The sequence below is a fragment of the Clostridium neonatale genome (genome assembly GCF_001458595.1).
GTDB classification, from domain to species: domain Bacteria; phylum Bacillota; class Clostridia; order Clostridiales; family Clostridiaceae; genus Clostridium; species Clostridium neonatale.
The window spans coordinates 555,187-569,708 of the sequence record NZ_LN890327.1 but is presented as its reverse complement, the minus strand read 5'-3'; the positions used below and the strand labels follow the sequence as shown (position 1 = coordinate 569,708).

Genomic DNA, 14,522 nt, shown 5'->3' with positions numbered 1-14,522 from the left:
TATGATTTAATAATTAAATTCACCTTAAAAATATATAAATAAAAGAAGATTATCCATAAATTTCATTAAGATTAGATAGTCTTCTTTTCACATATAATTATAGTTTTTTATCCACTGCAAATGCTAAATTAAAATATTTCAACGAATCAATAGTATCACCAAGTTCATAATATAGCTTAGCCATATCTATATATCTGTCTTTTCTTTCCTCTCTAGATCCAAACTTAAATAAAGAATCTAAGGATAAATTCATATATCTTTCAGCTTCCTTTAGTCTATCCATTTTTTGAAGTATAGTTCCTTTTAAATAATATGACTTTTCTATTAATCTAATATTATCAGTAATTATTGCCATATTTAAAGCTTCTTCTGCAATATCATAAGCAATTTGATATTCATTGTTATCAATTAAAATTTTTATACAATAATTCAAAAATTCTACATGTCTTTCATTATTGTCTTTTGGGAATATTTTTATTCCTTCGGTTATTTCTTGTATTGCTTTTTCTGTTTCACCTACGAATAAATCATAATATTGTGATACAATAAGCTGAATTTTTTCTACTTTATTTTCCTCAACATAACAAGAAAATAAAATGTGCATTAATTCAAATGCTAAATCAAAATATTCATACTTAATTGCATACTCTATATTATCTATTAATTTTTCTTCTGAACCATCATAACATGATACATTTTTTCTTAGACTTATTAGATTGTTATAAAGCTGATCATAAACATCTTCTAATAAATAATCAACATCTATTTCTATTTTATCTGCAATGTATTGCAATAACTCTTTATCAGCCTTAACTTTCCCATTTTCTATACAGCTCATTTTAGCAATAGATATTTTATCTTGGCATAATTCCTTTAAGGTAATGCCCTTAAAAATTCTAGCCCTCTTTATTTTTTCACCAGTAGATAGTATTTCCACATATATCACCCATTTACTTATTAGTTTTTATTTTTTCTGACTCATTAAATAATTTAATACCTTCATTTAAATAATATGTTGCTTGTTCTTCATCTTTTCTATCTATGAAATATTTACCAACCCTCATAGCTAATTCTCCTGCCTTAGCTAATTTTCCATTTTCTTTAGCTATATAGTATGTATTTATTAAAACTTCTTTTGCCTCATCTGCTTGTCCTTCTATGTTATATATAGTATATCTAATCAAATTACATTGAATGATTCTATCTATATCATTTTCATCTAAAACATCTTCTATATTGATCAAAATTTCTTCGCACTTTTTAATATCTTTCACTTTTAAGTAATTATTACAGATTCCTATAAGTGTGTCATTTATAGATCCTACACGGCTTTGATAACCGACATTTTTTGAAATATCAAAATGTTTAAATGATTCATTTAAATCATCTAATTCATAAAATAGTTCTCCAAGTGTTCTTTCAATTTCAACTATATTTTTATTATGTTCTATCTTCCTATATACTTCTAATGATTTTTTAGAGTATTTTAATGAATTAATTAGATCTCCTTTTTTGCTAAATTCTTCTGCAAGATAAAATAAGTTTTTTGCATACTCTTTATCATTATACATTTGCTCAAACTTATCTTTAGCTAAATATGAATATTTTAAGGCATTCTCCATATCTTCTATATCAAAGTATGTTCTTGCAAGGTTATAATGAATTTCTCCTATTAATAAATCATCAATAACTTCATTATCCACATATACTTTTTCCGCTTGTTTTAAGTAACTGCTTGCAGAATGATATGCTCGTAACTCTAATGCTATATTAGCTAGATTAATGAAAGTTTTTATTATTTCCTCATAATTATTGTTTTTTACAAATATTACATTGGATGATAAAAAAAACTTTTGAGCCATAGGAAAATCTTTTTTTATCATATATGACTTTGCTGTAATAAATAATATTTTAGCTTTTCTATACTCTAAGTTATACTTTTCAGAATAATATAAAGCATTATCTATGTATCTTTGTCCTTTTTCATAGTCCCCTTGTAGAATGCATGCTTCACCTATTTGTTCATAGTAAATACTAATCTTTTCAGCTTGGCTCTCTTCTGATTCCATTAAATATTCAACCGTAGTATCTAGCGAATCTGCTAAATATTCAAGAAGATCAACTGAAGGATTAGACCGACCAGATTCAACTAAGCTGATTTGTCCGGGTGTTATCCTATCTTTAGCCAAGTCTTTTAAAGTCATATTCATTTGTTTTCTTTTTCTTTTAATCTTTTCCCCTAATGATAGTATCTCCATTTATACATCCTTCTCTATTCAACAAATTATTTAATTGGTTAATGTAATTTTACTTAGATTATAACATAAATTTATAAAATACTGCATAAAAAAATATATATTTTACTAATTTTTTTCTTTTTTTATTCAATTATTCATAATAATTACTATTAATTATTATCTAATACATTTTTAATCATATATTTTTATAATCTAATTATTAGAATTTATTATTCTATAATATATTTATTTGATTATATATATAAAAAGAAGATGCAAAATCACTCATTAATAAACAATTTTTCATCTTCTTTTTTACTTTAAAATATATTCAGTTATCTTATAAAATTTTGCATTCCATCATACGTATCTTCCATCATAGATCTCATCTTTTCTCCCGCTCTTTTCATTCTTCTTCTAGTTCTTCTATCGCAATTTGGTAACATCATCATTTCAACTGCAACTCCAATTAATACCCCTGCAGCCATTCCTTTAATAAATCTTCCCATAACAACACCTACTTTAAAATTATTTTTTATATATGTATGTTATGTATTATTAAAAAAGTTATTCATGCTAAATTCTTTTACATTTTATCTTCTAGCAAATAAAATATAAATCTTTCTTTTTCCTTACTTAAAAGTTTTGATATTATCTTTTCCCCTTGTTCCTTATCCACTTTATACACATTTAATATATTTTCAAACTTCTCTTTTTCTTCATCATGCTCAGAAACTTCATTTGTTATGATATCTTCATCTGTGTCTATTTTACTGTTTTCACCAGCTATACATATATTTTTGTTACCATTAGGTGCAATAGCTAAAATTTCATTTTTCACTTTAACATCGCTCACATATATTTTATTTTTAGAAAGATGTTTTTCGACCATTCTATCAGAAGGTATTCCTAAACATTCTTTACACTTTTCATCTACCAATTCATTAAATAAATCACCGGTGTGACTATCTACTTTTACAAAAATAACATCAATCCCCGTATTCATAAGCTTTTGCATATCATTATAATACTTTTCTGAAGAAACTTCTTTTCTTTGCCATGCTCCTGTTGCGTGATGAGCTATTCCTTCATAATCATGAAATAATACAAGTTTTTTCTCATTTTTATTAACTGCATATTCTAAGGCTTTAAATGCCCCTTGGAGTTCTCCTGCAATCTGTCTTATATTATTTTCTGAATCACTATTATCACTTCCACTTTCTATATATTCAACAACATTATCTCTTACAGCAACCACACCATAAGAGTATTTATTACTCGTTGAATTATAACTTCCATCTACATAAATATGAAGACAGTCTTTTGGATAGGTATTGTCACATTTTTTAAGCATTCTATTTCCTTCATTTAGATATGCTTTTGCTTCTTCTAAATCTTCAAAACTTTTATATTTTGCTCCCTTTACACCTTTAACATACTTTAAGCATTCTGACCATGTATTTACTATTTCATTTTCTATTTTTTTATTATTATCAAAATCAAATCCATATTGAATTGCATAAACTTTCTTTCCCATGATATTTTCCTTTCACATTTTATAATGTTGATAATTCTGATATTACATTATAAAGGCTCTCTACATTTTTAGCTTTTGTAAAATTAATTAAATAATCTAATCCACTAGTAAGAACCAGAAGTATATCATTATTTCCTTCCCAATTTTCTACAATAATTTCTAATGGAACATCCTTAACTATTCTATTTAAGGCAAAAAATACTACTGCAACATCATCAATCTTACCTATTAGTGGTATTCTATCAGGTATCATATCTGTTGGAACTGTAACATAAGCAATTGCTGCTGATATTATAACTTTAGTTCTTACAGGTACATTTTTATCCTTAAGAAGCCTATATATTAATGTAACTATATCCGGCAATACAAATATGTAATCACTATATTTCTTTCCATTATCAGACATCTTATTCTTTAAAATTTCTCTTCCCTTAGAATAATTATCTTTAACTTTTTTAATGCTTTCTAAATCTACTTCTGACTTTTCCTCTTCATTGACTTCTTCATCTTCAACTTTTTTAATCAATGTGCCTGCTATTGATACCTCAACATTATTCACTTCAACATAAACTTCATTTTTCTTTATATATATATCATCTATATTAATATTCACATAAGGAACATCTTTTAATACCTTATTTATATCTATTACAGCGACTTCTTTTTCATTTGTTATTCCAAATTGTTCACAAATCTTTGTTAGTTGCTTTAATGCAAAACTTCGTAAAATTCTAAAAACACCAAGTTTTAAGATTTTAACTTTTGCAAGCCTTACAAATATTTTATTATTTTCACATTCTACTATTTCTGCTTTAGCTGAAAAATTTATAGTAATTCCTTTATGAAAACTTCCTTCAAGAATTATCCCATCCTCAATTATTATCTTTTCTAAATTTAATCCATCGATATTAATAAATTCATTTATTATACTTAAAATATCTTGTCCAGTTAATTTAACATTAACTTGTGATATGTTCATTTTTATTCCCCCATCTTACACTACAATTAAAATTACATATTAACACATATATCTTCTTAACACTTATATCTTCATTAAATTACCATTAGCATATGCATGATAAAAGTATACATTATTTATTAGAAAGATAAAAGAATAAAAAAATAAGTGTAGATGGTTATGTAATATTTTACTTATCATCTACACTTATAAAATGCAAATTTTGAATCTATAAACTCAAATTTTAAAGATTAATATAAAATTATTTTTGATTTTTTATAAATAATATTTTATCAAAATTTCTTTACAAATATTTGTTCCATGCTGCCATTATGATATTTTTCATCAATTTTAACAAATCCATACTTTTCATAGAGTCCTATTTCTCCACTCACAATATATACTTCATTAAAACCAATTTTTTTAGCATAATTAATCGCCACTCTGATTAACCCCTCACTTAATCGTTCTCCTCTATATAATTCGCTAACAAACATATATCCTATATATGGAGTATATTCCATATCTTCAATACTATCTTTTTTAGTAAAACTACAAAATCCCGCTATATTTTCATTCTCAATAGCAACAATAACTCTTTCCCACTCTTCGAATTTGCTTTCAAGTATTTTTTGTGCAAGAGATTTTCCCGCTTTCCATGAACAATTTTGGGCAAAATCAGCTACTTTATTCCATAACTCTTCTTTATTGGTAATTATTCTAAATTCATATGATTTAAAATCTAATAAATCTTTTCTTATAGCTCTCATTATGCTCCCCCCTTTTCCTACTATGAACTCAACGATAAAGAATTTATTTCTTTTTCTAATAACATGAACACTTTTGCATTCAAATATCCATCTGCCACTGCATGATTTAATCTCACACTAACAGGCATCAAGAATTTTCCATTTTCCTCCCTATACTTTCCCCAATTTATAATTGGAAGAAAATATAGATATCCATCTGGCAATTCAACATTTAGTGATTCATAAGAAAGCCATGAAATATATGAAGCATCAAAATAATTTGGATGATTTTCAGGATCTAATCCATACTCTCTTGTTTTCTTTGCTTTTCCAATTTCCGCCACACAAGAATTATAGAACTTTTCATATTCCTCAAAATATTCTGTATAAACAACTGTACATGTCTCTGTATCTTCATGAAAAATATAATTAGCAGGATTAATTTTATCAAATACAATTAGTTGCTGTTTATCATACAAATACTGCATTCTATAATCTTCCCTGGAATTTAAAACCTTTGCTAATATGTACAAAAAATTAATATAAAATTTTGTGTTTGTTTTTTTAGAATATTCAATAAGCTTTGATACATCAATCTTACTTGTAATTGATGTAGAGCATTTACAATCTTCTGTAAAATGACGATAAACTCCCCTGCGATAATATTTTTCCATATCTACTACTTTATAATTCATGTTTATTTTCCCCCTTATAATTTCCTATCTTCTTACTTTATACAATTCTTTTTTATTTAATCTATATCTTTTATATGATATAATCCATTAATATTTAATTGTTTTAAAATACATTAAATTTTATATTTATAATAATCAACTTGAAAATCTATTTTAAATCCACATTTTTTATATAAATTAAATGCAATTGGGTTATTAGAATCAACATCAAGAACTACCTTATTACGTTTTTTAAGCCCTTCCTCTAACGCAAAACCAATAAGCTGTTTTCCAAAACCTTTGCCCCTATAATCACCATGAATAGCAACTCCATATAAAAAGGCATCGCTATCTTCATAATTATAGTCAAAAACACCAATTGGAGTGTCATTCTTATATGCTATGTATCCCACTCTGTTTTCACACTCTATTACTCTATCAATAAAGCTGTCATTTTCATCTAAATCATTAAAGGCATCTAATGTAATATCACTAAAGATTTTTTTATTTTCATAATTTACTTCTGAAAAAAACAAATCATTGTATTTTGGAATAGTATCAGATTTTTCATAAGACATTCGATATTCAGAATGTTCAAGTTTATATTCTTCAAATTTTTTTAAAGCTTTTAAGCCACTTTTACTTTTTGTTTCTATAACCAATAAAATGTTTTTTATTCCTGCACATAATAAGATTTCTTTTGCTGCCTCAAATAACATACTAAAACATCCTTTTTGTCTATATTCAGGATGTACAACAGCTAATATTTCTGCATCATTTGATGTTGGAATAAATGTTGTTAAAAAACCGATTAATTTATTATCATCATATGCCATATAAAAACATTCCAAATTTTTATCAAAGTTAATTTCATTTGATAAGAATGCATGATTTTCTAACTGTTCTTCCTTAAATGCCATATTTTCTAAATTTAATATTTCATTCTTTTCACTTTCTGTTAAAACACTACATTTCTTTACTCTCACGATTATCATCTCCACAAATATTAAACTTTATTTTGATTTTCCATCTAATAATTCAACTACATTTTCCCATTCTGAAATCATTTTCTCCAATTCTTTTTCCATATCTCTTTTCATACAATCAAGGTCCTTAAGCTTATTATAATCGCATGAACATTCAGACATGTCTTTATCTATCTCTTGTATTTTTTCTTCTAAATCCAATATGCTTAACTCCATTTTCTCTGCTTTTGATTTTAATTTTCTAAGCTCTCTTTCTTGTTCTTTTTGATTTTCCTACATATCTTTTGAATTTTTTCTACAATTACCCAATTTTTCTTTTGCATCTATGGATTGTTTTTCCACATTTGTTGATTCTTTATTTTCTTTATAATAATCATAGTTGCCTAAATAAGATTCAAATTTTCCATTTTCAATTGCAACAATTCGTTCACTCATCTTATTTAAAAAGTATCTATCATGGGAAACTATTATAACCATTCCTTTATATGACTTTAAAAAGCCTTCAAGCCATTCACAAGATTCCATATCTAAATGATTTGTTGGCTCATCAAGAAGTAATATATCTGGATTTTCAATAAGTATTTTTCCAAGAACTACAGTTGTCTTTTCTCCACCACTTAATATTTTAAAATCCTTTTTTAAAAATTCTTCATTTATTTTTAAACCTGTACATATTCTTTTTAACTTTTCATCCTGCTTATATCCATCATGAGCTTCATAGAATTCTTGAAGCCTATTATATTCCTTTAACGCTCTTTCAAGTTTTTCATCTTTAAACTCTCTCATTCTGCTTTCTAATTCTTTCATTTTAACTTCAGCTTCTTTTACAGTATCAAAAGCTTTATTTAAAACATCCAAAACAGTTGTATCTTGAGAATAACTAGGCATTTGATCTAAATATGATATACTTGCATTTTTTGTTATAAAAATACTTCCTTTATCATCACGTGTCATTTCATAGATTCCACATATTATTTTTAATAAAGTAGTTTTTCCACATCCATTATCCCCTACAATTCCAACTTTTTCTCCATCATATATATTAAGTGTTATATCATCAAATATTTTATTGCTATCCAAGTATTTTTCTAGTTTGTTTATTGATAGCTCGATCATTTTACATCTCCCCTTTAAAACATAAAAATAATTAATTGCTGCAAAATATGGTTTTATCACAATATAATAAAATTTAGTCAAACTCGAATTAGTATTATATTGTAATATTATTCATATTGCAGCATTCCCTTTACTAAATTATATTTATATTATTCAATCACACATGTGCCTCTAATTGTTTAGGCATCTTTTAAGAAACTATATTGTGCTGAATACAATTTATAGTAATTACCATGTTTCTTAAGTAATTCGTCATGTGTACCTGCTTCAATAATTCTTCCCTTAGACAAAACAAATATTTTATCACAGTCTCTAATTGTAGAAAGTCTATGCGCTATAACTATTGAAGTTCTACCTTTCATTAGCGTTTTAATACCTTCTTGAACCAATATTTCTGTTTCTGTATCAATATTAGCTGTTGCTTCATCTAGTATCAATATTCTTGGATCTGCAATTAATGCTCTCGCAAAAGCAATTAATTGTCTTTGTCCAAGTGAAAGTCTTGAACCTCGTTCATTTACTTCTGTATCATATCCCTTATCAAATTTCTCTATGAATTCATGGGCATTAACAGCTTTACAAGCATTAATTATTTCTTCATCTGTAGCATCAAGTTTTCCATACCTTATATTTTCTTTTATACTGCTTGAAAATAGAAATGAATCTTGAAGCATTATTCCCATTTGACTTCTTAAGCTTTCAATATCTACATCTTTTATATTTATTCCGTCAATTTTTACTTGTCCAAATGTGGGATCATAAAACCTGCTTATTAAATTAGTTATTGTTGTCTTTCCAGCTCCTGTCTCACCAACCAAAGCTATCTTTTGTCCTTGCTCTATTTCAAAAGTTGCATCTTTTAAAACTGCAGCTTCATCTTTTACATAAGAAAATGTAACATGGTCAAACTCTATATTTCCTTTAATTTGAGGCATTTTTTCTTCTGCATTTTCTTCTACCATAGTGTTTTTAGTATCTAAAATATCAAATATTCTCTCTCCTGCAGACATACTTGTTACAAATGCATTATAAAAAGATGATAATTGTATTATAGGCCTCCAAAGCATCTCTATATACATTATGAAAGCCATTAATGTACCAATAGTAATACTATTATTTTTCATAAGTATAAAACCTGAAAATAATAATATTGCTAAACTTAATCCTCTAAATAAATCTAAAAATGGCCAAAAGAAATCCTGTACATAAACAGAAGTCATAAATCCATCTGCATGTTTATTTATATGATGATCAAATTTATTTTTTGTATATGATTTTTTACTGAATCCCTGTATCACTTTCATTCCTGATAATGATTCATGAGTATATCCAATCATGGCTGATCTATTTTCTCTAAATATCTTCCATTTCTTATCTGCTTTAATTTCAACAAAAAACATAGTAAATGTTAAAAATGGCATGGTGATAAGTGATATTAATGCAAGTATAGGATTCATAACTATCATAATACAAACTACTAATATTATTGTAAAAATATTAGGTATTAAATTTGCTATACTATTATTTAATAAATTTTGAAGTGCATTAACGTCACCAACTACTCTTGAAATAATTTTCCCAACTGGTCTATCATCAAAAAACTTAAAACTTAAGGTTTGAATATGAGTATACAAGTTATATCGTATATCCACTAAGATTTTATTTGTTATTTTTGACATGGATATTGTTCTAATTCCTGATAATATTGGTGCAATTAGATTTAACAATAATAATCCTAAACCAACAATTAGTAATCCATTTATATCTTTACTTTCAATAAATTTATCAATAGAAATCTGCATTAAATAAGGAGTTATACTACTGCATGTCATAACTATAAGTAATAATAAAACTACGAAAATCACTTTCGACTTATATGGTTTTACATATGATAATAGTCTTTTTATTATTTGCAATTTAGATGATTCATTATTTATATCATTCATATTAATTCGCCTCCAATTGTACAGCTGCAAAATCTTGAAATTGGTGAGCATAAACGTTATAGTAATTTCCTTTTAAATTTACTAAAGATGTATGATTTCCTTTTTCAATTATTTTGCCATCTTTCATAAATATAATAATATCTGCATCCTTAACAGCTGAAATTCTATGTGCTATTAAGAAATTTGTACATTTCTTTTTACCTTTTCTTAGATTTTGAAGTACTTTAAATTCTGTTTCCATATCAAGAGCTGAAGTTGAATCATCAAGAATTACTATAGGTGTCTTTCTTATAATAGCTCTTGAAATAGCTAGTCTTTGTTTCTGCCCTCCTGATAAACCGACACCTCTTTCTCCAATAATAGTTTCAAGTTTATCTGGCATATCTTCTATAAATGAATATGATTCACTATCTTTAACCGCTTCTATAAGTTCACTTTCTGACTTGTCACTTCCAAAATCAATATTATTTCTAATACTATCTGAAAATAGAAAAGTATCTTGAAATACTACTGACATATTGCCTCTTAAAGTCTCTAAGTTCCAATCTTTAACATTAACACCATCAACTAAAATCTCTCCTTTAGTAACGTCATAATATCTTCCTATAAGCGAAAGCAATGTACTTTTACCAGAACCTGTTGCTCCCATAATAGCTACTTTGCTCCCATGAGGAATAGTTAAATTAATCTCATGTAATATTTCCTCATCATTATATGAAAAACTAACATTTTTAAATTCTATATCTCCTCTTACAAATTCAGGATTATAAGCATCCTTTTTTGAGATTATTTTTGATTTTCTATTTAAGATAGCATTTATTTTTTCCATTGAGGCTTTATTTTGAGAAAGTAAATTAACAAGCGAACCCAAATTTCTTACACACCAAGATAAGTTAAATATATAACTTGTAAATGCAATTAAGCTTCCTAAGCTTAATTCACCATTAATACATAAATAACCACCATATACTATTATTAGTATGGGAGCACAGTTAGTTAAAAATTCTACTAGTGGGCCATAGGTTCCTAATATCTTAGCTTGTTCAACGTTCAAATCATAAAATTTTTCATTAATCTTGAGAAATTTTGATATCTCATACTTTTCACGTGCAAATGCTTTTACAAGTCGTATTCCACTTACATCCTGTTGAACTATTGAATTAATTTCAGCTGTCTGATCACTAATTTGTGAATATATATCCCAAAATTTTTTATCCATAACTTTGGCAATAAATATTACTGGTATTAATACACTTACACATATAACAGTCAATGATACATTGATTTTTAACATTATAGTAATACATACTACAAAAAGTATAAAAGCTTCTATAAAAAGCCTCATTCCAAAAGCTAATGTATCCCAAACAACATCTACATCTTCTATTATTCTAGACAATAATTCTCCAGTATTATTATTATCAAAAAATGAAAATTCAAAAGACTGAAACTTTGAGTATAAATCTCTTCTCATTTGCCTACAAATCGTAAGTGCAAATTTATCAAAGAAATATTCTTTTACATATCCAAATATCCCTTGGGTAAACGCCAATACAGCAAATATAGTTAGAAATCCAAACAAATATTTTTGCTCATTACCTAAAATAATGTCATCTACAAATATCTTTTGTAGATATGGATACGATGAGTCAATACAAATACAAACTATCATTGCAATTATAGGAAGTATTGTTAATCTACATTCCTTCAAAATATAATTTCTAAAAAAATTCATTAGTTTTATTCCCCCTTTGATTGTCTACTAAATTTTTGTCGTAAAAAAAAGCACAGCTATTACTCATAGCTGTGCTAGTCCAATAAAATAGTAATTAAGATTTAAATCATATTAATTACACAATATTATACCTCCATTTAAAATGCATCACAGATGAATAACTAAAACTATAATATTTAATTTTCATATTTAAATATAATATTTTTACCATTTTCACTGCTTTGCTTCAATTATCTTTTCTAGTACTAGTTATATAAAAATTATAATTTTATGCAAAATAAAAGCGCAGTTACTTACAACTGCGCATACAATCTCTAAAAAATATATTTCAAGTCTTATTTTATTAAAATAATCACAAAATATACACTCCAGAAGGCATTACAGATGAATAAGTAAAAAAATTATATTTAATTTTAATATGTCTTTCAAATCTATTACTCATTTTCATATTTTTACCTCCTTTTGATTTTTTTGCTTTTACAAAATATATCATAACTCCATATTTTTATTAAGTCAATATTTTTTTAAAATTTTTAATAATAATTTTTAATTTTTATTGCTTTTTAGGTATTATAAATTTAATACATGGTCATATTTAGCTAAAAATTATATTATCAAATGCCACCTCATCAATAGATTGTCCAACAATATAATTTCTTAAAAAATAGGAAAGCCCCCATATATTTATATGGGGGGCTCGTACACAAATTTAATAATTTATGTTTATATTATTTTTAATAATTTTCTACAAATACTTCAAAGTATGATTGTGGATGTGCACATGCTGGGCATGCCATTGGTGCTTCGGCACCTTCATAAATATAACCACAATTATTACATTTCCAAAGTACAGTTTCGTCTTTCTTAAATACTTTATCTTCTTCAATATTTTTAGCTAATTTATTATATCTAATCTCATGGCTATTTTCTACTTTTGCTATTTGTCTATATACAGCTGCTATTTCTGGATATCCTTCTTCATCTGCAATTTTTGCAAATGTAGGGTATAAATCAGTCCACTCTTCATTTTCTCCACTTGCTGCTGCCTTTAAATTCTTTAATGTGTCATCATAAAGAGCTACTGGATAGCCTGCTGTTATTTCAATTTGTTCTCCTGAATAATCATTCTTTAAGAACTTATAAAATCTTTTTGCATGCTCTTTCTCATTTTCTGCTGTCTCCATGAAAATGTTGGAAATTTGAACATATCCTTCCTTTTTAGCAACACTTGAATAATAAGTATACCTAGTTCTTGCTTGACATTCTCCAGCAAATGATTTCATTAAATTTTCTGCTGTTTTGCTTCCTTTTAAACTTTTCATGTAAAACCCTCCATTCTAAATCCATATATATCTATATATGTTTACATTTATATTATATCACTTATAAATTTTTTTTCTATATCTCAACTTAATTTAATTATTTTATATTTCTTGTTGCTTTCTAATAATTAGCCATTTTATATTTTTTATCTTCTGTGACTTCTTTTCCAAGCCACGTTGGTACAGTAAAACTTTCTGCTTCCTTTTTAGATTCAAACTCTATTTCCCCATAATATTAATACACTGCATTTATCTGCAGAATCAGAATAAAAAACAGCTTATGTAAGATTTAACACATAAGCTGTTTTTATATAATCTAGAATGCTGGAACTACTGCTCCATCTGGATATGTTTCTTCAATATACTTCTTAACTTCATCTGAATTTAATGCTTTAACTAAAGCTTGAATCTTAGGTAAGTTTTCATTGCCTTCTTTTACAGCAATTATATTTACGTAATCAGATTCTTTACCTTCAAGAATAATTGCATCAGTAGATATATTAAACCCTGCTGGTATTGCATAGTTACCATTAATAACTGCTGCATCAACATCTTCTAATGCTCTTGGAACAGATGCTGCTTCTAATTCTTGGAATTCTATCTTCTTTTCATTTTTAGTTATATCTTTTGGAGTAATTAATTCTCCATCTGGAATTTCAATTAATCCATTAGCTGCTAATAATTTTAATGCTCTAGCTTCATTTGTAGCATCATTAGGAATTGCTATTGTTGCGCCCTCTTTTAATTCATCTAAGCTCTTTATAGTATTAGAATATAACCCCATTGGTTCTACGTGAACTCCTCCAACTGAAACTAATCCTAAGTTCTTTGATGAATTTTGTTCATCTAAATAAGGCTTATGTTGGAAGAAGTTCGCATCTAAATCTCCTTCTGATACTGCTGTATTTGGTTGAACGTAATCATTAAATTCTGTTATTTCTACAGTATATCCTTCTTTTTCAAGTAAAGGTTTTGCTGCATCTACGATGCCTTTATGTGGTTCTGGTGTTACACCAATTTTTATAACTTTATCATCTCCACTGTTTGATGCTTCTGTTTTAGCTCCATCACTCTTTGTTCCTTCATTTGAAGCTGTCCCCCCACAACCTATTAAGCTTAATGCAAGTACTCCTGCTAATATTGATGATATAATTATTCTTTTTTTCATATTTTATACCCCCATTTAATCAATTCATATTTTACAATGCACAATTCACAAATCAAGTAAAAATTTAAGTTAAAAGCACATTGTACTAATTTAA

14 protein-coding genes are annotated in these 14,522 nt (G+C 26.6%); all 14 read right to left on the bottom strand.

Annotated elements, in window-relative coordinates; all coding sequences use genetic code 11:
• Positions 1–97 precede the first annotated feature (97 nt).
• The 14 genes from BN2920_RS05945 to BN2920_RS05890 all read right to left on the bottom strand — a co-directional run bounded on the left by BN2920_RS05945 (position 98) and on the right by BN2920_RS05890 (position 14,428).
• Complete coding sequence (locus BN2920_RS05945; protein WP_058294096.1) at positions 98–937, bottom strand: helix-turn-helix transcriptional regulator; 840 nt, start codon at positions 935–937, stop codon at positions 98–100.
• A 13-nt stretch (positions 938–950) separates the two neighbouring features.
• Positions 951–2,258, bottom strand: coding sequence for a helix-turn-helix domain-containing protein (locus BN2920_RS05940; RefSeq protein ID WP_058294095.1), 1,308 nt, complete (start codon positions 2,256–2,258; stop codon positions 951–953).
• Positions 2,259–2,572: 314 nt separating this feature from the next.
• Positions 2,573–2,746 carry a YtxH domain-containing protein gene (locus BN2920_RS21250; RefSeq protein WP_125149305.1) on the bottom strand — a complete coding sequence of 58 codons (174 nt, stop codon included), beginning with the start codon at positions 2,744–2,746 and terminating at the stop codon, positions 2,573–2,575.
• Between the two features lie 77 nt (positions 2,747–2,823).
• The gene (locus BN2920_RS05935) at positions 2,824–3,774 is read right to left on the bottom strand and encodes a ribonuclease H1 domain-containing protein (RefSeq protein WP_058294094.1); all 951 of its coding nucleotides are present in this window, start codon (positions 3,772–3,774) and stop codon (positions 2,824–2,826) included.
• Positions 3,775–3,793: 19 nt separating this feature from the next.
• Complete coding sequence (locus tag BN2920_RS05930; RefSeq protein ID WP_058294093.1) at positions 3,794–4,753, bottom strand: YkvA family protein; 960 nt, start codon at positions 4,751–4,753, stop codon at positions 3,794–3,796.
• A gap of 272 nt (positions 4,754–5,025) precedes the next feature.
• A complete protein-coding gene (locus BN2920_RS05925) occupies positions 5,026–5,502 on the bottom strand; it encodes a GNAT family N-acetyltransferase (RefSeq protein ID WP_058294092.1) in 477 nt (158 codons plus the stop codon).
• Between the two features lie 20 nt (positions 5,503–5,522).
• Positions 5,523–6,176, bottom strand: a complete 654-nt coding sequence (locus tag BN2920_RS05920) for a CatA-like O-acetyltransferase, family 3 (RefSeq protein ID WP_058294091.1) — start codon at positions 6,174–6,176, stop codon at positions 5,523–5,525.
• Positions 6,177–6,289: 113 nt separating this feature from the next.
• Entirely contained in the window at positions 6,290–7,141 is an 852-nt protein-coding gene (locus BN2920_RS05915) for a GNAT family N-acetyltransferase (protein ID WP_058294090.1), read from the bottom strand.
• Between the two features lie 27 nt (positions 7,142–7,168).
• Positions 7,169–7,357, bottom strand: coding sequence for a hypothetical protein (locus BN2920_RS21245; protein WP_125149309.1), 189 nt, complete (start codon positions 7,355–7,357; stop codon positions 7,169–7,171).
• A 57-nt stretch (positions 7,358–7,414) separates the two neighbouring features.
• Positions 7,415–8,257, bottom strand: coding sequence for an ATP-binding cassette domain-containing protein (locus BN2920_RS05910; RefSeq protein ID WP_058294089.1), 843 nt, complete (start codon positions 8,255–8,257; stop codon positions 7,415–7,417).
• A gap of 179 nt (positions 8,258–8,436) precedes the next feature.
• Complete coding sequence (locus BN2920_RS05905) at positions 8,437–10,203, bottom strand: ABC transporter ATP-binding protein (protein ID WP_058294088.1); 1,767 nt, start codon at positions 10,201–10,203, stop codon at positions 8,437–8,439.
• A gap of 1 nt (position 10,204) precedes the next feature.
• The gene (locus BN2920_RS05900; RefSeq protein ID WP_058294087.1) at positions 10,205–11,938 is read right to left on the bottom strand and encodes an ABC transporter ATP-binding protein; all 1,734 of its coding nucleotides are present in this window, start codon (positions 11,936–11,938) and stop codon (positions 10,205–10,207) included.
• Positions 11,939–12,672: 734 nt separating this feature from the next.
• Entirely contained in the window at positions 12,673–13,260 is a 588-nt protein-coding gene (rbr, locus tag BN2920_RS05895) for a rubrerythrin (RefSeq protein WP_058294086.1), read from the bottom strand.
• 316 nt (positions 13,261–13,576) lie between these two features.
• A complete protein-coding gene (locus BN2920_RS05890) occupies positions 13,577–14,428 on the bottom strand; it encodes a MetQ/NlpA family ABC transporter substrate-binding protein (RefSeq protein WP_058294085.1) in 852 nt (283 codons plus the stop codon).
• Positions 14,429–14,522: the final 94 nt, after the last annotated feature.

What these genes read in the sequence shown, in the direction of transcription:
- BN2920_RS05940 (WP_058294095.1), bottom strand. Translation starts at nt 2,258, where the DNA reads ATGGAGATACTATCATTAGGGGAAAAGATTAAAAGAAAAAGAAAACAA.
- BN2920_RS21250 (WP_125149305.1), bottom strand. Translation starts at nt 2,746, where the DNA reads ATGGGAAGATTTATTAAAGGAATGGCTGCAGGGGTATTAATTGGAGTT.
- BN2920_RS05935 (WP_058294094.1), bottom strand. Translation starts at nt 3,774, where the DNA reads ATGGGAAAGAAAGTTTATGCAATTCAATATGGATTTGATTTTGATAAT.
- BN2920_RS05930 (WP_058294093.1), bottom strand. Translation starts at nt 4,753, where the DNA reads ATGAACATATCACAAGTTAATGTTAAATTAACTGGACAAGATATTTTA.
- BN2920_RS05925 (WP_058294092.1), bottom strand. Translation starts at nt 5,502, where the DNA reads ATGAGAGCTATAAGAAAAGATTTATTAGATTTTAAATCATATGAATTT.
- BN2920_RS05920 (WP_058294091.1), bottom strand. Translation starts at nt 6,176, where the DNA reads ATGAATTATAAAGTAGTAGATATGGAAAAATATTATCGCAGGGGAGTT.
- BN2920_RS21245 (WP_125149309.1), bottom strand. Translation starts at nt 7,357, where the DNA reads ATGGAGTTAAGCATATTGGATTTAGAAGAAAAAATACAAGAGATAGAT.
- BN2920_RS05910 (WP_058294089.1), bottom strand. Translation starts at nt 8,257, where the DNA reads ATGATCGAGCTATCAATAAACAAACTAGAAAAATACTTGGATAGCAAT.
- BN2920_RS05905 (WP_058294088.1), bottom strand. Translation starts at nt 10,203, where the DNA reads ATGAATGATATAAATAATGAATCATCTAAATTGCAAATAATAAAAAGA.
- BN2920_RS05900 (WP_058294087.1), bottom strand. Translation starts at nt 11,938, where the DNA reads ATGAATTTTTTTAGAAATTATATTTTGAAGGAATGTAGATTAACAATA.
- rbr (WP_058294086.1), bottom strand. Translation starts at nt 13,260, where the DNA reads ATGAAAAGTTTAAAAGGAAGCAAAACAGCAGAAAATTTAATGAAATCA.
- BN2920_RS05890 (WP_058294085.1), bottom strand. Translation starts at nt 14,428, where the DNA reads ATGAAAAAAAGAATAATTATATCATCAATATTAGCAGGAGTACTTGCA.